This is a genomic window from Streptomyces johnsoniae, from assembly GCF_031845565.1.
GTDB lineage: Bacteria > Actinomycetota > Actinomycetes > Streptomycetales > Streptomycetaceae > Streptomyces > Streptomyces johnsoniae.
In genome coordinates, this window is the sequence record NZ_JAVREV010000034.1 from 1 (window position 1) to 15,830 (window position 15,830).

Annotated in this window: 14 protein-coding genes; 9 read left to right on the forward strand and 5 right to left on the reverse strand. The window is 73.9% G+C overall.

Annotation, left to right across the window (positions count from 1 at the left end; genetic code table 11):
- Window positions 1–521 precede the first annotated feature (521 nt).
- Window positions 522–1,640, reverse strand: coding sequence for an aldo/keto reductase (locus tag RM779_RS32870; RefSeq protein WP_311621463.1), 1,119 nt, complete (start codon window positions 1,638–1,640; stop codon window positions 522–524).
- A gap of 106 nt (window positions 1,641–1,746) precedes the next feature.
- Between RM779_RS32870 and RM779_RS32875 the strand changes: the two genes are divergently transcribed.
- On the forward strand, window positions 1,747–2,697 hold the full coding sequence (locus RM779_RS32875; protein ID WP_311621464.1) for a LysR family transcriptional regulator: 951 nt from the start codon (window positions 1,747–1,749) through the stop codon (window positions 2,695–2,697).
- Window positions 2,698–2,703: 6 nt separating this feature from the next.
- On the opposite strand, the gene RM779_RS32880 is transcribed toward RM779_RS32875, so the two are convergent.
- Together RM779_RS32880 and RM779_RS32885 are read right to left on the reverse strand one after the other, a co-directional pair.
- Entirely contained in the window at window positions 2,704–3,465 is a 762-nt protein-coding gene (locus RM779_RS32880) for a GntR family transcriptional regulator (RefSeq protein ID WP_311621465.1), read from the reverse strand.
- Between the two features lie 27 nt (window positions 3,466–3,492).
- Entirely contained in the window at window positions 3,493–5,649 is a 2,157-nt protein-coding gene (locus RM779_RS32885) for an alpha-N-acetylglucosaminidase (protein ID WP_311621466.1), read from the reverse strand.
- 216 nt (window positions 5,650–5,865) lie between these two features.
- On the opposite strand from RM779_RS32885, the gene RM779_RS32890 reads away from it, so the two are divergent.
- The 4 genes from RM779_RS32890 to RM779_RS32905 all read left to right on the forward strand — a co-directional run bounded on the left by RM779_RS32890 (window position 5,866) and on the right by RM779_RS32905 (window position 9,770).
- On the forward strand, window positions 5,866–6,600 hold the full coding sequence (locus tag RM779_RS32890) for a sugar isomerase domain-containing protein (protein ID WP_311621467.1): 735 nt from the start codon (window positions 5,866–5,868) through the stop codon (window positions 6,598–6,600).
- A 77-nt stretch (window positions 6,601–6,677) separates the two neighbouring features.
- Window positions 6,678–8,045 (forward strand): ABC transporter substrate-binding protein, encoded by a 1,368-nt coding sequence (locus RM779_RS32895; RefSeq protein WP_311621468.1) that lies wholly within the window; start codon window positions 6,678–6,680, stop codon window positions 8,043–8,045.
- A complete protein-coding gene (locus RM779_RS32900; RefSeq protein WP_311621470.1) occupies window positions 8,026–8,946 on the forward strand; it encodes a carbohydrate ABC transporter permease in 921 nt (306 codons plus the stop codon). The genes RM779_RS32895 and RM779_RS32900 overlap by 20 nt, the downstream gene beginning before the upstream one ends.
- Window positions 8,943–9,770, forward strand: a complete 828-nt coding sequence (locus RM779_RS32905; protein WP_311621471.1) for a carbohydrate ABC transporter permease — start codon at window positions 8,943–8,945, stop codon at window positions 9,768–9,770. The genes RM779_RS32900 and RM779_RS32905 overlap by 4 nt, the downstream gene beginning before the upstream one ends.
- Window positions 9,771–9,815: 45 nt before the next feature.
- Here the strand turns inward: RM779_RS32905 and RM779_RS32910 are convergent, their stop codons facing one another.
- Window positions 9,816–11,591 carry a glycoside hydrolase domain-containing protein gene (locus tag RM779_RS32910; RefSeq protein ID WP_311621472.1) on the reverse strand — a complete coding sequence of 592 codons (1,776 nt, stop codon included), beginning with the start codon at window positions 11,589–11,591 and terminating at the stop codon, window positions 9,816–9,818.
- A 233-nt stretch (window positions 11,592–11,824) separates the two neighbouring features.
- Between RM779_RS32910 and RM779_RS32915 the strand changes: the two genes are divergently transcribed.
- From RM779_RS32915 to RM779_RS32930, 4 genes are all read left to right on the forward strand, one after another.
- Window positions 11,825–12,835, forward strand: a complete 1,011-nt coding sequence (locus RM779_RS32915; RefSeq protein WP_311621473.1) for a hypothetical protein — start codon at window positions 11,825–11,827, stop codon at window positions 12,833–12,835.
- Between the two features lie 105 nt (window positions 12,836–12,940).
- On the forward strand, window positions 12,941–13,834 hold the full coding sequence (locus RM779_RS32920; protein ID WP_311621474.1) for an aminoglycoside phosphotransferase family protein: 894 nt from the start codon (window positions 12,941–12,943) through the stop codon (window positions 13,832–13,834).
- Between the two features lie 200 nt (window positions 13,835–14,034).
- Window positions 14,035–14,526 (forward strand): N5-glutamine methyltransferase family protein, encoded by a 492-nt coding sequence (locus tag RM779_RS32925; RefSeq protein ID WP_311621475.1) that lies wholly within the window; start codon window positions 14,035–14,037, stop codon window positions 14,524–14,526.
- Complete coding sequence (locus tag RM779_RS32930; protein WP_311621476.1) at window positions 14,505–14,849, forward strand: class I SAM-dependent methyltransferase; 345 nt, start codon at window positions 14,505–14,507, stop codon at window positions 14,847–14,849. Before RM779_RS32925 ends, RM779_RS32930 begins: the two co-directional genes overlap by 22 nt.
- A gap of 126 nt (window positions 14,850–14,975) precedes the next feature.
- On the opposite strand, the gene RM779_RS32935 is transcribed toward RM779_RS32930, so the two are convergent.
- The coding region (locus RM779_RS32935; protein ID WP_311621477.1) for a glycoside hydrolase family 16 protein at window positions 14,976–15,830 on the reverse strand (855 nt) is incomplete at its 5' end.

A 15,830-nucleotide genomic window follows, 5' to 3' on the forward strand; every position in this document is an offset into this window, starting at 1 on the left:
GCAGCGTCAGAGGTGTATAAGAGACAGACCATGAGGCGCCATCAGGACCCCTGACCGCCGACTCAGGAAGGCGCAGCACATGCGGCGACCAGGCTTTTCCCGACGAGCATTCACCGGTGGCGCAGCCGCGGCGGCCACGCTCCGAGCCGTCAACGGGTAGGCGACCAGGTGCCCCTCGATGCCGTCCGCGTCCGCCGGGCCGCCGGTGTCGTCGACGACGTGTGTGACAGTGCCCGTCCCGCCGCCCAGGGACGCCGCCACCCTGTGCGCCGGCCGCACCCCGGCGTGTGCGGAACCTCGACGTGGAAGAGGCAGCACACGGCGAGGCCGTACGCTTGGTGGCCGGTGACCGCGTCGTTCACCCGGTGGGAGGCGAAGCCGCGGGTGCCGCCGCCGGACGGAACCCGTGGCGCTTCGAAAGAGCGGGCCGTGACTTCGTTCACGGCGTGATCTCAGCGATCCGCCGCGCATTGGTCAAGCCCACGCGCACAGTTCCGGAACCGATCCGGAACACCGCCGGCTCAGCCCGCGGCGGAGGACGGCCAGGGGCTGCGTTCCATGATCGCGGCCTGGCCCCGGGAGACGAGCCCGGGGTAGGAGCGGCCCGGGTACCAGGGCGCGGTCTCGATCCGGTCGAAGCCGGGCAGCTCCGCCATCCAGGCCGCCATCCGCTCGCGCAGGCCGGCGTCCGGCAGTTCACCGCGCATGGCGCGGACGTTCTCCGCCACGTGCTCGGGCCGCGAGGTGGCGGGCAGCGCGCAGGTGACCGCGGGGTGGGACACCACCCACTTCAGGAAGAATTCCGCCCAGCTCTCGATCCCCAGGCCGTCCACGAAATCCGGCAGCGGACGGCCGGCGACGACCTCGTGCAGACGGCCCTTCTCCAGCGGCATGTTGACCAGCACCGCCGTCCCGTGGTCGGCCGCCGCGCGCAGCACCCGGCGCTCGGCGTCCCTGGTGCGTATGGAGTAGCGGACCTGCATCGAGTCGAGCGCGCCGCGTTCGATCCAGTCGGTGAGCAGGTCGAAGTACGCCACGTCGTGGTGGGTGACGCCGACGTGCTTGATGCGCCCCTCCTTCTTCCAGGCGTGCAGCAGCGGCAGCACCACGTCCACGTTGACGAGGCTGTGACAGGTGACCACGTCCAACGGGCGTCCGCGGGACAGGCGTTCCATGGAGCGTTCCAGGCTGCGCCTGGCGTGGCTCTCGTCCCACAGGTACTCACCGGTCGACCAGATCTTGTTGTTCAGGAAGACCCGGTCGGCGAATCCGTCGATGGCCGCCCCCGTGTTCTCCTCCGCCGCCCCGTACAGCGGCGAGGTGTCGATCACCCGGCCGCCCGCTCGCCAGAACTCCCGTACGACCTCCCGCACATGGGGGCGGTGCTCGCCGGGCAGCGAGTCGAAGGTCATGAACGTGCCGAGCCCGATCACCGGCAGCCGCTGCCCGGTCGCGGGGAAGCTCCGGGTGATCACGCGGCCCTCCCCGCCGCCGCTGCCGCCGCCGGCCTCGGCGGCACCCGCCGCCCCGAGCGACAACGCGCCCGCCGCGGCGGCGAGCCCGCCCGCCTTGATGACGCCGCGCCGCGTCGCGCCCGCGTTCCCGCCGTCGTTCCTCGTGCCGTCTTCCGCCTGGTGCATGGCTGTGCGCTCATCTCGTCTCATCTGCCAACAGGGTCAACCAAGCGATGCCCCGGGCGCAGATGAACGAACAGACCCGTCCGGACGGTCGGCATACCCTACGGGTATGGCCGTTGACCTCAGACTGATGCGGTATGTCATCGCGATCGCGGACACCGGCAGTTTCCAGGCCGCGGCCGAGCGGCTGCACATCAGCCAGCCGCCGCTGAGCCGTCAGATCATTGCGCTCGAACGGGAGCTGGGCGTCGCCCTGTTCGAGCGCCGCCCCACCCGGCTGACCGAGGCGGGCCGGGTCTTCGTCGCCTCGGCCCGCGAGGTCGTCGGCCACGCGGAACGGGCCGTCAGCCTCACCCGCCAGGCGGCCCGTGCCGCGGACGGCGTCGTCCGCATCGCCTACGGTCCGAGCGCCGCCCACGCCGAACTGCCGCTGCTGCTCGCCGAGATGGCCGAGCGCCATTCCGGGGTGCGGGTGCAGGCACGGGAGTTGTGGGACGCCGAGCTGCCGGCGGCCCTGGGCGCGGGCGAGTTCGACGTCGCGCTCGGCCGCCATCCGCCCGTTCCGGCCGGCTGGACCGCCGAGGTGCTGCGCACCGAGGAGTACACGGTGGTCGTGCACGCCGGTCACCGGCTGGCCGGGCGCGCTGCCGTCTCCCTCGCCGACCTGCGTGGCGAAACGTTCCGGTTCATCACCAGGGAGCCCGCCCCCGGCTACGTGGACGCCGTGTTCGCGGCCCTGGGCGCCACCGGGGAGACGTTCCCCGTGTGGGAGAACCCGGTGCCCGGCCTGCGCAATCACACGGAAGTCTCCGGCGGCGGGTTCATGCTGCTGCCCCGTTCCGTCGCCGAGCACCTGCTGCCCGCCGCGGCGTGCCTGCCGGTCCTCGACGACCTGCCGCCCGTGCCCCTCGCCCTGGTCCGCCCCGGCCGCGTCACCGCGCCCGCCGTCGCCGCCCTGATCCGCACCGCCCGCGCCGTCGCCGCCCGCGAGGGCTGGCGTCGCCCCGGCCACCGGCGTTCGGGTCCTCGCCCGTCGCGCACCGGTCAGGACGGGGCGTGAAGCGGCTCATCCGGCGGGCGGGTGCGCCGTGTTGACCACGAACGAGAACTCGTAGCGGTCCCCCCGGCACAGCGACTCCCCGTACTCCACGACGCGGCCCGCGGCGTCGAACGCGGTCCGCCGCACCAGCAGGGCCGCCGAGCCCTCGGGAACGCCGAGCAGCGCCGCCCGGCGCCCGGTCGCGTTCACCGCCCTGATCTGCTGGCCCGCCCGCACCACGTGCACCCCGTGGACGGTCCGCAGCTCCTCGGACAGCGACCCGGTGAGCCGCGCGGGGTCGAGGCCGGGGAAGCGCTCCGCCGAGAGATGCACCGTCTCCAGACAGAACGGCACCTCGTCGCCCAGCCGCAGCCGCTCGATCCGGTGCAGGGCGGTGCCCGGGTCCACGCCCAGCGCCGTGGCCAGGTGCAGGTCGGCCTCGACCCGCTCCGCGGCGAGCAGCCGCGCGCCGGGGCGGTGGCCGCGCGCCCGCAGATCCTCGGTGAACGATGTCAGCACGGACGTCTTGACGATGTGCGGATGCGCGACGAACGTCCCCACCCCCCGCACGCTGCGGATCAGCCCCTCCTCGCGCAGCGACTGGAGCGCCCGCCGCGCCGTCGACCTGCTGACGCGGTAGCGCTCGGCGAGCAGCCGCTCGTTGGGCAGCGCCTCGCCGGGCCGCATCGCGGCGATGTCGTCGCCGAGCCGCCGCCGCAGCGCCTCGTGTTTGAAGGCCCAGGCCGCCGCACCGCCGCGCCCCGGCCCGTCCTCTTCCTCCGCCGCCACTGCCAACTCCGTGATCCCACCCATCCGTTACTGGAAGTGCCCGCGATGGCGCGACCACAGCTCTTGCGCCACCCCGGCCGTCGTCGCCCCGGCGCGCGGGCCGGGGGGCTCCTCGGGCACGTCCCCCGCGACCCAGCGCTCCTCCCACGCGATCATCGACGCCTCGAACTCCTCGGCGCGGTACGGGGCGCCGTCGCGGATCGCCTCGGCGATGTGCGTGCACCAGCGTCGCCAGCGTGGCAGGTGGAAGGAACGGACCAGACCGGCCCAGTGCCGCCCCGCGTAGTCGTGCAGCTCGCTGCGGGAGTGCCCCCAGAGCGTCAGGACGCGCCGCGCGTTGGCCTCGTACAGCCGGGCCTCCGACGGCGTGGCCGCCCAGCCGCGCGCCGCCTCCAGCCAGTCGGCCAGGCGGTATTCGGGCCGGGTGGCCAGCAGCGCGTCCAGGTCGGCGACGGTGCCGAGCAGCGCGTCCGCCGCGGCCGCGAAGCCGTCCGCGTCCCGGGCCAGCGCGGCGTCCGCCGCCCGCAGCTGCCGGGCGCACGCCAGATGCGTGAGCACCTGCGCCGCCACGTCGCACAGGTCCCGGCCGAGCGGCCCCGCGCTGTCCGCCGGCCGGCACGCGCCGAGCAGCAGCGCCCACGCCTCGGCCAGCTCCGGCGGAACGTCGGGGGAGGCGGGCGCCGCCAGGTGCGGCGGCGCCTGCGGGCGCAGGTCGCCCGCGAGCGTGGGCCGGCAGACGACGACCGAGCCCGGCGGCCCGGGCCCGTCCGCGGCGTAGACGGCTGCGTGCAGCAGCTCCCAGGCGCGCCGCAGCTCCGGCGTGCGGCGGCCGTACCTGACCTCCGCCCAGTGCGCGAGCCAGGCGCCCACGTCGCCGACGCCGCCCCGCCAGGCGACATCGGCCAGCAGCTCGTACAGCACGGGGTCGCCGCCGAACGCCTCCATGCTCGCCCCGACCCCGGCGAGCGCGCCGCCGCGCGCGTCGGCGCGCGCCGACGCCGCGCCGCCCGCGACCTCCGCCAGCTTCCCGTACAGGCCGGGCCGGCCGCCCAGGCTGTGCAGCATGCACCACACCCACGGCTTGCCGCGGTAGCCGCCGGCCTGCCGCCACACCGGCCGGTGTTCGGCCCACAGGTCGAGCACCAGCATCCGGTTGTCGGGGATGGCGTCCAGGAACGCCGCGGTCCGCTCCGGCGTCCAGTAGTCCGCCCGGTAGGCGAACGGCCAGCCCTGCAGCACCCACGTGGCCCGTTCGTCGGCGGCGGCCATCGCGCCGTGCACCGCCGCCGCCACGCGCGCGACCTCGGCCGGGTCCGTGACCGGCGGCGTGGTCTCGATGAACGGGTCCGCGGCGTAGAGGTGGTCGGTGCCGAGCAGCCGGGTCTGTTCGGTCAGCAGCGCGGTGCCGAACTCCGCGAACAGCGGATCGCGCGGGTCCAGGACGGACACCTCGAAGTCCCACCAGGGCAAGGTGGCGGCACGCGCGCCCCGTTCGGCCGCCAGCGCCGCGGGCACGTGGCCGGAGAAGCCCTGGAGCACCGGCCGCATGCCGAGAGAACGCTCCCGCTGAAGGATGCGCAGGCCGAGCTGCGCGTGGCCGTCGATCCAGCCGCGGGGCAGCGGCCCCTGCCAGCCGGCGGCCGAGGCGAGCCAGTTCCACGGCAGGTAGGCGGGCCCGCCGAGGAACTGCCGCGCCGCCGCGTCGTCGAGACCGGCGGCCAGCAGCGTCCGGTGCCACACCGCCTCGGCTCCCGTCATCGCCAGCGGGGTGGTCACGCCGTGCAGCGCCATCCAGTCGATGTGGCGCTCCCAGCGCGCCCAGTCCCAGAACGCCGTGGTGTAGCCGAAGGTGCAGACGTTGAAGTGGTAGCGGTGCCGGTAGGGGGAGGTGACCGGTCCTTCCGTGCCCGCGTGCGGCAGCCGCGGCGGCAGTGCGGGGCGGGGCGCGTCCCACGTGATCTGGGTGCGGCAGGCGGTCCGCAGGTACCAGCGCAGCGCGGAGGCGACGGCCACGCCGCTCGACCCGCGCAGCGCGACGCCCGCGGGCCCCGCGTCGACCTCGAACCAGTCGGGCCCGCCCGCCCCTTGGACCACCTCGGCGGTGAAGTCCGCGGCCCGTTCGCCGAGGAGGCGGCCGAGCAGCTGCCGGGCCGCGCGCGTCTGCCGTTCGCCGGGTGATGTCATCGTCCGGATCTCGCCTCCCGGCCGGGCTCAGGGGGTACACATGCGCGGTACGTACCACGCGGGCGTCACGGTAGGCCGGTCACGACGGGTGGTCAAGGGGCGGGAATGCGTGGAAAACGGGCTCTTCGCCGGGGGTGGTGCGTCTCCGCGACTCTCTGGTACGTTCCACGCCACTCCGGCGGCCGTCCGGCCGCCGCCCCGCGGTAAGGAGGCCCGTTGACCGCCGACCTCGCCTACTTCGCCGCCCTGAAGGACGCCATCGGCGCGCTCGCGGACGCCGAGGCGCCCGCCATCGACCGGGCCGCGCTGGCCGTCGCGGACAGCGTCGCGGCCGGCGGAGTCGTCCACTACTTCGGCAGCGGACATTCGCACCTGGTCGCCACCGAGCCGCTCCAGCGCGCCGGCGGTCTCGCCCCCGTCAACGTCGTCGCCGCCCCGGCCCTGACGCCGTCCGCCCCGCGGCACGCGGGCGCGGCGGAGCGCGTCAGCGGCTACGCGGCGGCGATCCTGCACACCGCGGACATCAGGCGGGGCGAGGTCGTGGTCGTGGTGTCCAACTCCGGAATCAACGCGGTGCCGGTCGAGTTCGCGCTGGGCGCCCGCGAACTCGGCGCGACCGTCGTCGCGATCACCAACCGCGCCCACTCCCTGGCCGCCGAGCCCCGCCACCCCGGCGGGCTGCGGCTGCTCGACGCCGCCGACATCGTCATCGACACGCACGGCCGCCCGGGCGACACGGTCGTCCCGCTCGGCAAGCTCGCCGCGGGCGCGCTGTCCACCGCCGTCGGCGCGGCCGTCGTCAACGCCCTGACCTGCCGCGCCGCCGAGCTGCTCACCGAACGCCACGGCCTGACCCCGCCGTTGCTCGTCAGCCAGAACGCGCACGGCGACGCCGAGCGGCACAACGAGGCGCTGCTGGCGCGCACCGCGGACCGCTGCCCGCGCGGCTGAGCCACCGGCCGCCCCTCGACTCCCCGCCCCCCGACACCCCCCCCGACACCCCCCCGACGAGACCCGCAAGGAGGCCGATGATGGGCACAGAGCGCCCGCCCGGCCGCGCCCGGCGCGCGCGCCGCCGCCGAAGGGCCGTGGCGGCCTGTGCGGCGGCGGCGCTGCTGCCGCTGGCCGCCTGCGACGCGCTGACGCCCGGCAGCGCGGCCGAGGCGCCTGGGCCGCGGAGCGTGCCGTCGCGGACGGCCGTCCCGGACGAGGACATCACCCTGCGCCTCCAGTTCGCCGACGCGCCGCTGATGGTCGACGCGCTGATCGCAGCCTTCGAGGAGGAGCACCCCCGCATCACGATCGAGCCGCGGTACAAGACGTTCTCCGACTACGTGAAGAACCTCAAGCTCACCATGACCTCCGACAGCGCCCCGGACATCGCGCAGTTCGCGGTGGGCATGACCGACCTGGCCGAGGAAGGGCACGTACTCGACCTGGCGCCGTACCGGGAGGCGTACGGCTGGGACGCGTCGATACCCCCGGTCAGCCTCGACCAGCTCACCGCCGGGCGGGCCAGCGAGGCCACCGGCGGCCGGGCCCTGTTCGGGGTGCCCGCCGGCCTGTCGATGACCGGGATCTACTACAACAAGGAGCTGGCCGCCCGGGCGGGGATCGAGCAACCGCCGCGCACCCTCGCCGAGTTCGAGGACCAGCTCGCCGCCGCCGAGGAGGCGGGCCTGACGCCGCTCGGCGTCGGCGCGCTCGACTCGGGGGGCCTCCACCTGTGGGCGGCCCTGCTCAACCACCAAATGCCCACCGACGACTACTGGGACTGGGTCAACGGCACCGAGGGCGCCACCATCGAGACGCCGCAGGCCATCGCCGCGAGCGAACGCGTCATCGAGTGGGGGCGCCTGGGCTACTACAACGACTCCGCGAACGGCACCGGGCAGGTCGACTCCACCGCCCAGTTCACCCGCGGCGACAGCGTCTTCCTGATCAACGGCAACTGGGCGGCCGGGCAGCTCGCGACCGCGATGGGCGACAACGTCGGCTTCTTCCCCATGCCGGGCCGACGCCCCGCCGACCCGGTGGTCGCCTCCGGCTTCAGCGTCTCCTACGCGGTCTCCTCGCGCACCGAACACCCGGAGGCCGCGGGCGCGTTCCTCGACTTCCTGACCACGCCCGAGGCGGGCCGCATCATCAGCGACAACGGCTTTCTGCCGACCAACGCCGAGGCGGCCGAGCCGCCGCGGGGCGTGCTCGCCGACGTGGCCGAGGGCCACCGGCTGGCCGTCGCCGACGACGGCATCACCACGTTCCCCGACTTCGCCGCCCCGGCCATGCTCGACGCGCTGCGCTCCGGCGTGCAGAAGCTGATCGCGGGCCGCGTGGAGCCCGCCGACTACCTGGACGCGCTACAGGACGTGTGGGATGAGCAGCACGCCGAGTAGGCCGGCCGCGGACCGGCGCACCGCCTCCCGCCCCGCGCGCCGGGGCGGCCGGTGGCGCGGCTACCTGTACGTGCTGCCCGCGCTCGCCGTGTACCTCGCCTTCGCCGTCCTGCCCGCCCTGCACACGGCGTACCTCTCGCTGTTCGAGTGGGACGGCGTCACCCTGGGCCGGTGGGTGGGCCTGGACAACTACCGCGAGGTCTTCGGGGACGCGGTGCTGCGCAGGTCCGTGCTCAACGCGCTGACGCTGGTGGTGTTCTTCTCCTTCCTGCCGATCCTGCTCGGCCTGGTGACGGCCGGTCTCCTGGCCCGCTACCGGCGCCCCGGCATGGCGGCGTACCGCTTCCTGTTCATGCTGCCGCAGGTGGTGCCCCTGGTCGCGGTGGGCGTCACGTGGCGCTGGCTGTACGGGGACGACGGGCTGGTCAACCAGACGCTGCGGACGGTCGGCCTCGACGGCGTGACGCGGGCCTGGCTCGGTGACTTCGACGCCGCGCTGATCGCCGTCGGCCTGGTCGGCACCTGGGTGCTGAGCGGCCTGTGCATGATGCTGTTCCTCAGCGGCGTACAGAAGGTGGACCCCAGCCTGTACGAGGCGGCCCGGCTCGACGGGGCGGGCCCGGTACGGGAGTTCGTCTCCGTGACGCTGCCGCACCTGCGCGGCGAGCTGGCCGTGGCGATGACGGTGACCATGGTCGCCGCGCTGGCGAGCTTCGACATCGTGTACGTGACGACGAACGGCGGGCCCGGCGAGCAGACCACGGTGCCTGGGCTGCTCGTCTACCGGCTGGCGTTCTCCGACGGGAAGGTCGGCCTGGCGTCCGCCCTGGCCGTCGTCCTCGCCTGCCTGATCCTCGTGCTGGTCTACGTCGTCAACCGTCTGTCGAGGTCGGAAGAATGAACAGCGCCACCCGAATGGAACGCTGGTCCGGCTACGCGCTGCTGACCGTGCTCGCGGCCGCCGTGATCATGCCGTTCCTCAGCGTCTTCCTCGCCTCGGTGCAGCCCGCGGGCACGCCGGTGGTCGGGCTGACCTGGCCGGAGCAGTGGAGCTGGGACAACTACCAACAGGCGTGGACGGTCGCCGGGTTCTCCGACCTGATCCGGGCGAGTTTCGTCATCGCGGCCGGGGTCGTGCCCGCCACGCTGGTGCTCGCCGCCTCGGCCGGCTACGCGCTGGGCACGATGAAGCTGCCGGGCGGCAACGCGGTGGCGGCGTTCTTCATCGCCGGGCTGACCATCCCCGTGGAGCTGATCGTCGTACCTCTCTACTACGACCTGCGGGGCGTGGGCCTGACCAACTCCTACCTGGGCGTGATCCTGGCGGAGATCGCGCTGTTCATGCCGTTCGGCGTGTTCTGGATGCGCACGCACTTCCGCACGACGCCGCCCTCGCTGGTCGAGGCGGCCCGCGTCGACGGGGCCTCCTCCGCGACGATCCTGCTGCGCATCCTGCTGCCGCTGGCCCGCCCCTCGCTGATGACGCTCGGGCTGCTGGTGTTCATGTGGTCCTGGAACCAGTTCCTGCTGGTCCTGGTGCTCATCCAGGACACCACCATGCACACCGCCCCGGCCGGCCTCGGCTTCTTCGTCGGGCAGAACAGCACGGACATCCCCACGCTGGCCGCGGGGACCATCATCGTGATGCTCCCGATCCTTACGCTGTTCGCCGTCTTCCAGCGCAGCTTCATCGCCGGGCTGCTCCAGGGCGCCATGAAGGGGTGAGGAACGGGGCGGGCGGCCGGGTCCCGGCTGCCCGCCCCGGCCGGCTCACCGTCCGGACTGGAGGGCGGCCCACGTCTGCGGGCCCACGATGCCGTCCGCGTCCAGCTGCCGTGAGCTCTGGTAACTGCGCACCGCCGCCTCGGTGTTCGGGCCGAACTGCCCGTCGACGGCCAGCGTGCTGCCGCGTGCGGCCGTCAGGGCCCGCTGGAGCCTGCTCACCGCCTCGCCGCTCGACCCGTTCTGGATCATCGGCGTCGCGCCGGCCGACAGCAGCGCCGTCCAGGTGGACCGGCCCACGATGCCGTCCGCGGCGAGCCCGCGCCCGCTCTGGAAGGCCGCCACCGCCTCGGCCGTGGCGTCGTCGAACTCCCCGGTCGGCATGTCGTCCGGCATGGTCACCCCGGCCGACTTGAGCAGGCACTGCGCCGCGGACACCTGCGGGCCGCTCGCCCCGGCGGCGAGTTGCGGGTAGGACGGGAAGGTGAGGTTGACCCCGCCGCAGCTCGCCGGGGGCGGGGTACCGGCGCCCACGTCCAGGTAGTTGCGGTCGATGTTGATGCTGACGCCGCCGTGGGTCTCCGTCACCTCGCCGACGAACTGGTGGATGCGCTGGTGGTCGGCCCAGTACTCGGCCGGGGCGTACTGCCCGGTGTCGGTGTCGGCGCGGCCGTTCCACCAGGCGAACCAGATGTGGTCGACCCGCGTGTACGCCGGGTTGTCGTGGGCGTTCGCCACATCACGGATGCCGGAGGCCGCGCTGGAGTAGACCCCGGCCAGGTAGCCGTTCGCGTGCAGCCCCTCGGTCCAGCCGGAGAGGTAGTTGAGCACGCCCGTGGTGCAGGAGCCGCCCGGGGTGTACGCCTCGATATCGCTGTACAGCGTGCTGCCGGCCGGTATGCCGAGCGACGCGGCCGACGCCACCGAGGCGTTGGCGGCCGTCACACCCTGCTGGCGCGCGGTGGCCGGGTCGGTGGAGATGCGGTTGGCGTAGCTGGTGCACGGCGCCTGCCGCCCGACATCGATCGGTATGAGGTGCCAGCCCGCCGAGGTCTGGGCCTCCACCCAGCCGGCCGTGAGGTTGGGCTGCGCGCAGCCGCGGGTCGCGCCGCTGATGTAGACGCCGATGGCCTGGAACGGCGAGGCGGACCGCCAGGCGTTCATGGCCGACTGCGAGGGCGCGGTGCAGGCGTCGAAGCCGAGCCCGAGGAAGTCGCCCGGCTGCGGCCCGGCCTGCGCCGCCCGCGGCATGCTCTCCCGCGGCGCGGGCACCGCGGCGGGCTCGGCGTCGCCGGTGACGCGGGCCCGTTCCAGAACGGTCCGCACCGTGTCCTCGGCCTGCGGCGCGTGCGCCGCGGTGACGAGCACCCCGGCGTCCTCGACGGCGACCTCGATGGTGCCGCCGGCCGACACCGCGCCGGTCGCGGCGTGGGCGGCGCCCGCCCGGCCGGTGTCGCGCTGCGCGACGGCGGTGCGCGGGCTGATCCGTTCCGCCGCGACCTCGGTCAGCGGCTCGATGACAAGACCCGCGGTGCGGCCGACGACGCGGGCGGGGCAGTCCTGCTGCTCGCCGGGCGTTCCGACGTAGACGGTGGGCCGGTCGAAGCGCAGGCAGGCGGCGGGGTCCTCGTCGAGGTCGACCACCCGCCAGTCGGCGGGCACGTCGACCTCGTAGCCGCGGTAGGTGACGGTGCGGGAGTCCTCGGCCGCCGGGGCGGCCGAGGCCGTCACGGGGGCGGCGCCGAGGGCGGTGGCGGCCAGGCCGGTCAGGGCGGCGACGATGGCCGGCCACCCACGGCGGACGCGTGGAGCGGAGCGTGGCATGCGGTCTCCAGGAAGTGGTGGGGGAGGAGAGCGGGCGGTGCACGACTGGCGGAAAATTTTGACATGCCCACTCCCTTCGGAGGAAGATATCGTCCTGCCGCAAGATGTCGCGCCACCGCGGACTCCGCGCACGGTGTTCGCCGCACGTTCGCGCGAGCGGGCCGGGACGGTCCTACCGTGGGCCGGTGGTCCCGCTCCTCCCGACGCCACAAGACTCCCTCACGGAGGCCGACTTGCCCCGCGACAGCCACCGTTTCCGCCCGGCGCACTTGGCCGTTGCCGTCCTCACCCTGCTCGTGTCCTGCCTGTTCGGAGCACCGGCCGCACCGGCCGCACCGGCCGCCTCCGCCGCCTCGGCGGCCGAACTGCCGGGCGGCAAGGCCAGGTTCGCCGTCGCCGTCGGCGGTCTGAACGCCGGCTCCACCACCAACTGGGTCCGGCTGGGACAGTACGAGTTCGCCGCGGACGGCACCGTCTCAGAAGACCACTGGCACTGGACGCAGCGGCGCCGCGAGACCCGCTCCTCCACCGGCGTCCAGGCCGCCGGCTGCCCCACCAGGTCCTGCACCGTCCGCACCGCGTACGGCTACCAGTCCAGCGCCGCGCCCCAGTCGCTCACCGGCACCTACACCCTCGACGCCGGGCTGCTGCGCATCACCTGGGCCGGCGGCCAGGGCTGGGAGGAGTGGAACGTGACCGAGGCGTCCGACGGCTCCCTCGCCACCCTCGCGTTCGTCCGCTCCGGCTTCGGCGCCACCCACGGCTTCGGTCACGGCAGCAACGCCGCCTGGAACGCCCGCGCCTCGGCCGCCACCGTCGCCGCCGCCGACCACGCGTCCTTCGACCACGACTACTTCCTGTGGAAGGTGAGCGCCGAGAACGACCAGCCGCACATCGACGCCGGAGCGGGCAGCCCGTTCTGGATGCGCGACTGGAGCGTCTGCGGCAGCGGCCGCTGCCTCGCCGGCCGCAGCCCGAGCGACACCGACTACTACGTGACCTCCGCCAACACGTCCACCAGCCACCGTCGCGACACGCTCTGGCACTGGCGCACCGCGCTCGCCGACGGCCGGGGCGAGCACTGCTACACGGGCAACTCGCACGTCAAGCCGATGATTCAGATCATCGACGACGACGGCACCTTCCGCGGCTGGGTCGGCGTCGAGGCCTCACTCAACCAGTCGGCCCCCGACCAGGGGCGCTACGCCGACGACATCGGCATCTTCCGGATCACCGACGCCTGAACGGCCCGCGGGGGAAAACCAGTCGACAGGCCGGCCCGCCGTGCCGTGGGATGGGGGACCGACAGCCCGGGCGCACGACCCGGGCCGGCCCTGGAGGAAGCGCACGTGCCAACCGGTGGAACCACGCATCCACGCCCCGCGATCGACACCGCACTCGCCAGGCGCCTGGTGGACACGCAGTTCCCCCAGTGGGCGGGGCTGCCGCTGCGCCCCTTCGAGCCGGCCGGCTCCGATCACGTGATCCACCGGCTGGGCACGGAGCTGTCCGTCCGGCTGCCCCGTCACGCCGGGGCCATCGGGCAGGCCAGGAAAGAGGCCGAGTGGCTGCCGCGCCTCGCCCCGCATCTGCCGCTGGCCGTCCCGGTGCCGGTGGCCGTGGGCGAGCCGGCCCTCGGCTACCCGTGGCCGTGGTCGGTGAACCGCTGGCTGCCCGGCGAGGTGGCGACGGTCGAGGCACTGGGCGACTGCGCGGAAACCGCCGTGCGGCTCGCGGAGTTCCTCACCGCCCTCCACCGGGTCGCGCCCGAGGAGGTGCCCGCCGCACACTCCCGCCTCACCGCGCCGCCGCTGGCCGACCGCGACCGCGCGACGCGGGAGGCGATCGCCGCGACCGCCGCGGTGTTCCCCGCCGCGGCCATGACCGAGCTGTGGGAGGCGGCGCTGCGCGCCCCCGCCTGGGCGGGCCCGCCGGTCTGGTTCCACGGCGACTTCCACACCGGCAACCTGCTGACCAGCGAGGGCCGGCTGAGCGCGGTCATCGACTTCGGCGGGCTCGGCATCGGCGACCCCGCCTGCGACTTGACCGTGGCCTTCACGCTGATGTCGGCCCGGAGCCGGGCCGCCTTCCGCACCGCGCTCGGCCTGGACGACGCCACCTGGACCAGAGGCCGCGGCTGGGCCCTGGCCACCGGTCTGAACGCCTACACCTCCTACGCCGCCGTCAACCCTCGGATCGCGGCACAGACCAGCCGCCAGATCACCGAGGCCCTCAGCGGCTGAGCCGTGTGTCAGGGCGTGTCGACAGGCCGCGCGAGCGGCAATGACAGGCATCGCTCCCGCCGCGGGCGGCACACTGCCCGGATGGATCTCGACTCCGAGCGGGGCGGCGGGCGCGCTACCGGCCGGGACCAGGTCCTGACCGCGTTCCGCCGGTGAGGTGCCGTCGTGCCGCGGGTCTTCGCAGCCGGTATGCCCTGGTCATGTGTTCCCCGTTGGTGTGGACCCCGGAGCTGGACGCGCTGGTCCTGGCCGGGCACGCCGCCGGCACGCGCCCGGAGGAGCTCGGCCATGAGGCGGAGCTGCCGGCCGGGACGGCCGCCGCCTTCCGTTCCCTCGTCCGGCGCCGGCCGGACCGGGAGCCACTGGAGTACATCACCGGCCGGGCCACCCTCTTCGGCCTCGAATTCGAGGTCGGCGAGGGCACGTTCATCCCGCGCGTCCACTCCGAGGCCATGGTCGGCCAGGCGCCGGACCGCTGTCCCGACGGCCCCCTCCGGGTCGTCGACCTGTGCACCGGCTCCGGTGCACTGGCCCTGGCCGTCGGCGCGCTCCGCCCCGGCTCCGACATCACCGGCGTCGACATCTCAGCCTCCGCCGTGCAGTGGGCGAAGCGGAACGCGGACGGCTGCGCGCCCGGGTCACAGGCGCGGTCGACTTCATCGAAGGGGACGTGGCCGACCCGCGGTTGCTGAAGGACCTGGACGGCCGTGTCGACCTGCTGATGGCCAACCCGCCCTACGTTCCCGACTGGTTGCGCATTCCGCCGGAGTACGGGGTGCACCAGCCGCCGGAGGCCAGCTTCTCGGGGGCCGACGGCCTGGACGCGATGCGGGGGATCGCCGTGACCGCGGCCCGGCTGCTGCGCGGCGGCGGGGTACTGGCCGTCGAGCACCTCGACGCCCTGGTCGACGAGGTCGTCGACATCATCGGCGCGGCCGGGTTCGAGGACATCACCAGCCACCCCGACTTCACCGGCTTCCCGCGGTACGTCACCGCGCGCCGCCCCGCCGGCTGAGCCACCCGCCTGTCGGCGCCCATGCGCAGCCGAACGGCCCGCCGGTCGAACCGGCGGGCCGTCCTCAGGGATGGGCGTCGTCCCGACCGCCCTGCCGCGTCAGCGTCCCTTGTTCACTCGTATCACTTACTCGTACACCCGCACCCAGTCGACTTCGAAGACGGCGGGACGCAGCCCACCGGCCCCGGTGAAGTTGTCGAGCTGGATGTTGAGGTGCCCCGAGGGCATGTCCTGGATGTTCCCCCGCTCGGAGTTGGCGCCGTCCGACATCCGGAACCATTCCTCACCGTCGACGTAACCGACCAGCGCCTCCGGTGTCCACTCGAACGCGAAGTTGTGCCACTCGGTCATGTCCATGGGGCAGAGCTCGTGGCGCTCCTTCTCGTCCGAGGGGCTCTGCGGGTAGTGCAGCCACGCCGAGAGGCACTGCTCGTCCGGGTCGGAGTACTCGACCCAGTCGTACTCGCCGTTCTCCAGCCGGTTGCCCTCGGTGGGCCAGATCAGGTGCAGCGGGTGGTAGAGACCGCCGCTGTCACCGATGTTCCGCGAACGCGAACGGATCTCCCACCGGCCGTACTGGGTGTCCAGCTCCTGGCGGAGCCATCCGGTGTCGCCGTTCTCCTCGCCGAGCATGGTGAGCATGCCGTCCGCGACGGTGCTGTTCTTCGCGCACCGGCGGCCGTTGCCCGCATGCCCTTCCCAGCAGCCCTCCGTGCCGCCGTACTCACCCGACGGAACAGCCCACTTGTCCGGGTCGACCGGACCGGTGTAGTCGAACTCGTCGGATATCGGCAGCGGGGTGCCCCAGCCGTGGCGCACCGCGGCCTCGGTCTCGTCGGACGACTGGCCGTCGTCGTGCGTGACGTTGAGGTCGTAGATCTCGACCTCGCCGTAGTTGTCGCCGCTGCACGGGGAGGAACGGTCGCAGTTGGCCTGCGTGTAGGCGCCGGCCTTGAAGTAGTTGCCGTCGCCGGAGTTCTC

Excerpts from the sequence above, each read along its gene's own strand:
- RM779_RS32910 (WP_311621472.1), bottom strand. The coding sequence starts at position 11,591 with ATGCCACGCTCCGCTCCACGCGTCCGCCGTGGGTGGCCGGCCATCGTC.
- RM779_RS32905 (WP_311621471.1), top strand. The coding sequence starts at position 8,943 with ATGAACAGCGCCACCCGAATGGAACGCTGGTCCGGCTACGCGCTGCTG.
- RM779_RS32885 (WP_311621466.1), bottom strand. The coding sequence starts at position 5,649 with ATGACATCACCCGGCGAACGGCAGACGCGCGCGGCCCGGCAGCTGCTC.
- RM779_RS32870 (WP_311621463.1), bottom strand. The coding sequence starts at position 1,640 with ATGCACCAGGCGGAAGACGGCACGAGGAACGACGGCGGGAACGCGGGC.
- RM779_RS32895 (WP_311621468.1), top strand. The coding sequence starts at position 6,678 with ATGATGGGCACAGAGCGCCCGCCCGGCCGCGCCCGGCGCGCGCGCCGC.
- RM779_RS32900 (WP_311621470.1), top strand. The coding sequence starts at position 8,026 with ATGAGCAGCACGCCGAGTAGGCCGGCCGCGGACCGGCGCACCGCCTCC.
- RM779_RS32875 (WP_311621464.1), top strand. The coding sequence starts at position 1,747 with ATGGCCGTTGACCTCAGACTGATGCGGTATGTCATCGCGATCGCGGAC.
- RM779_RS32925 (WP_311621475.1), top strand. The coding sequence starts at position 14,035 with ATGTGTTCCCCGTTGGTGTGGACCCCGGAGCTGGACGCGCTGGTCCTG.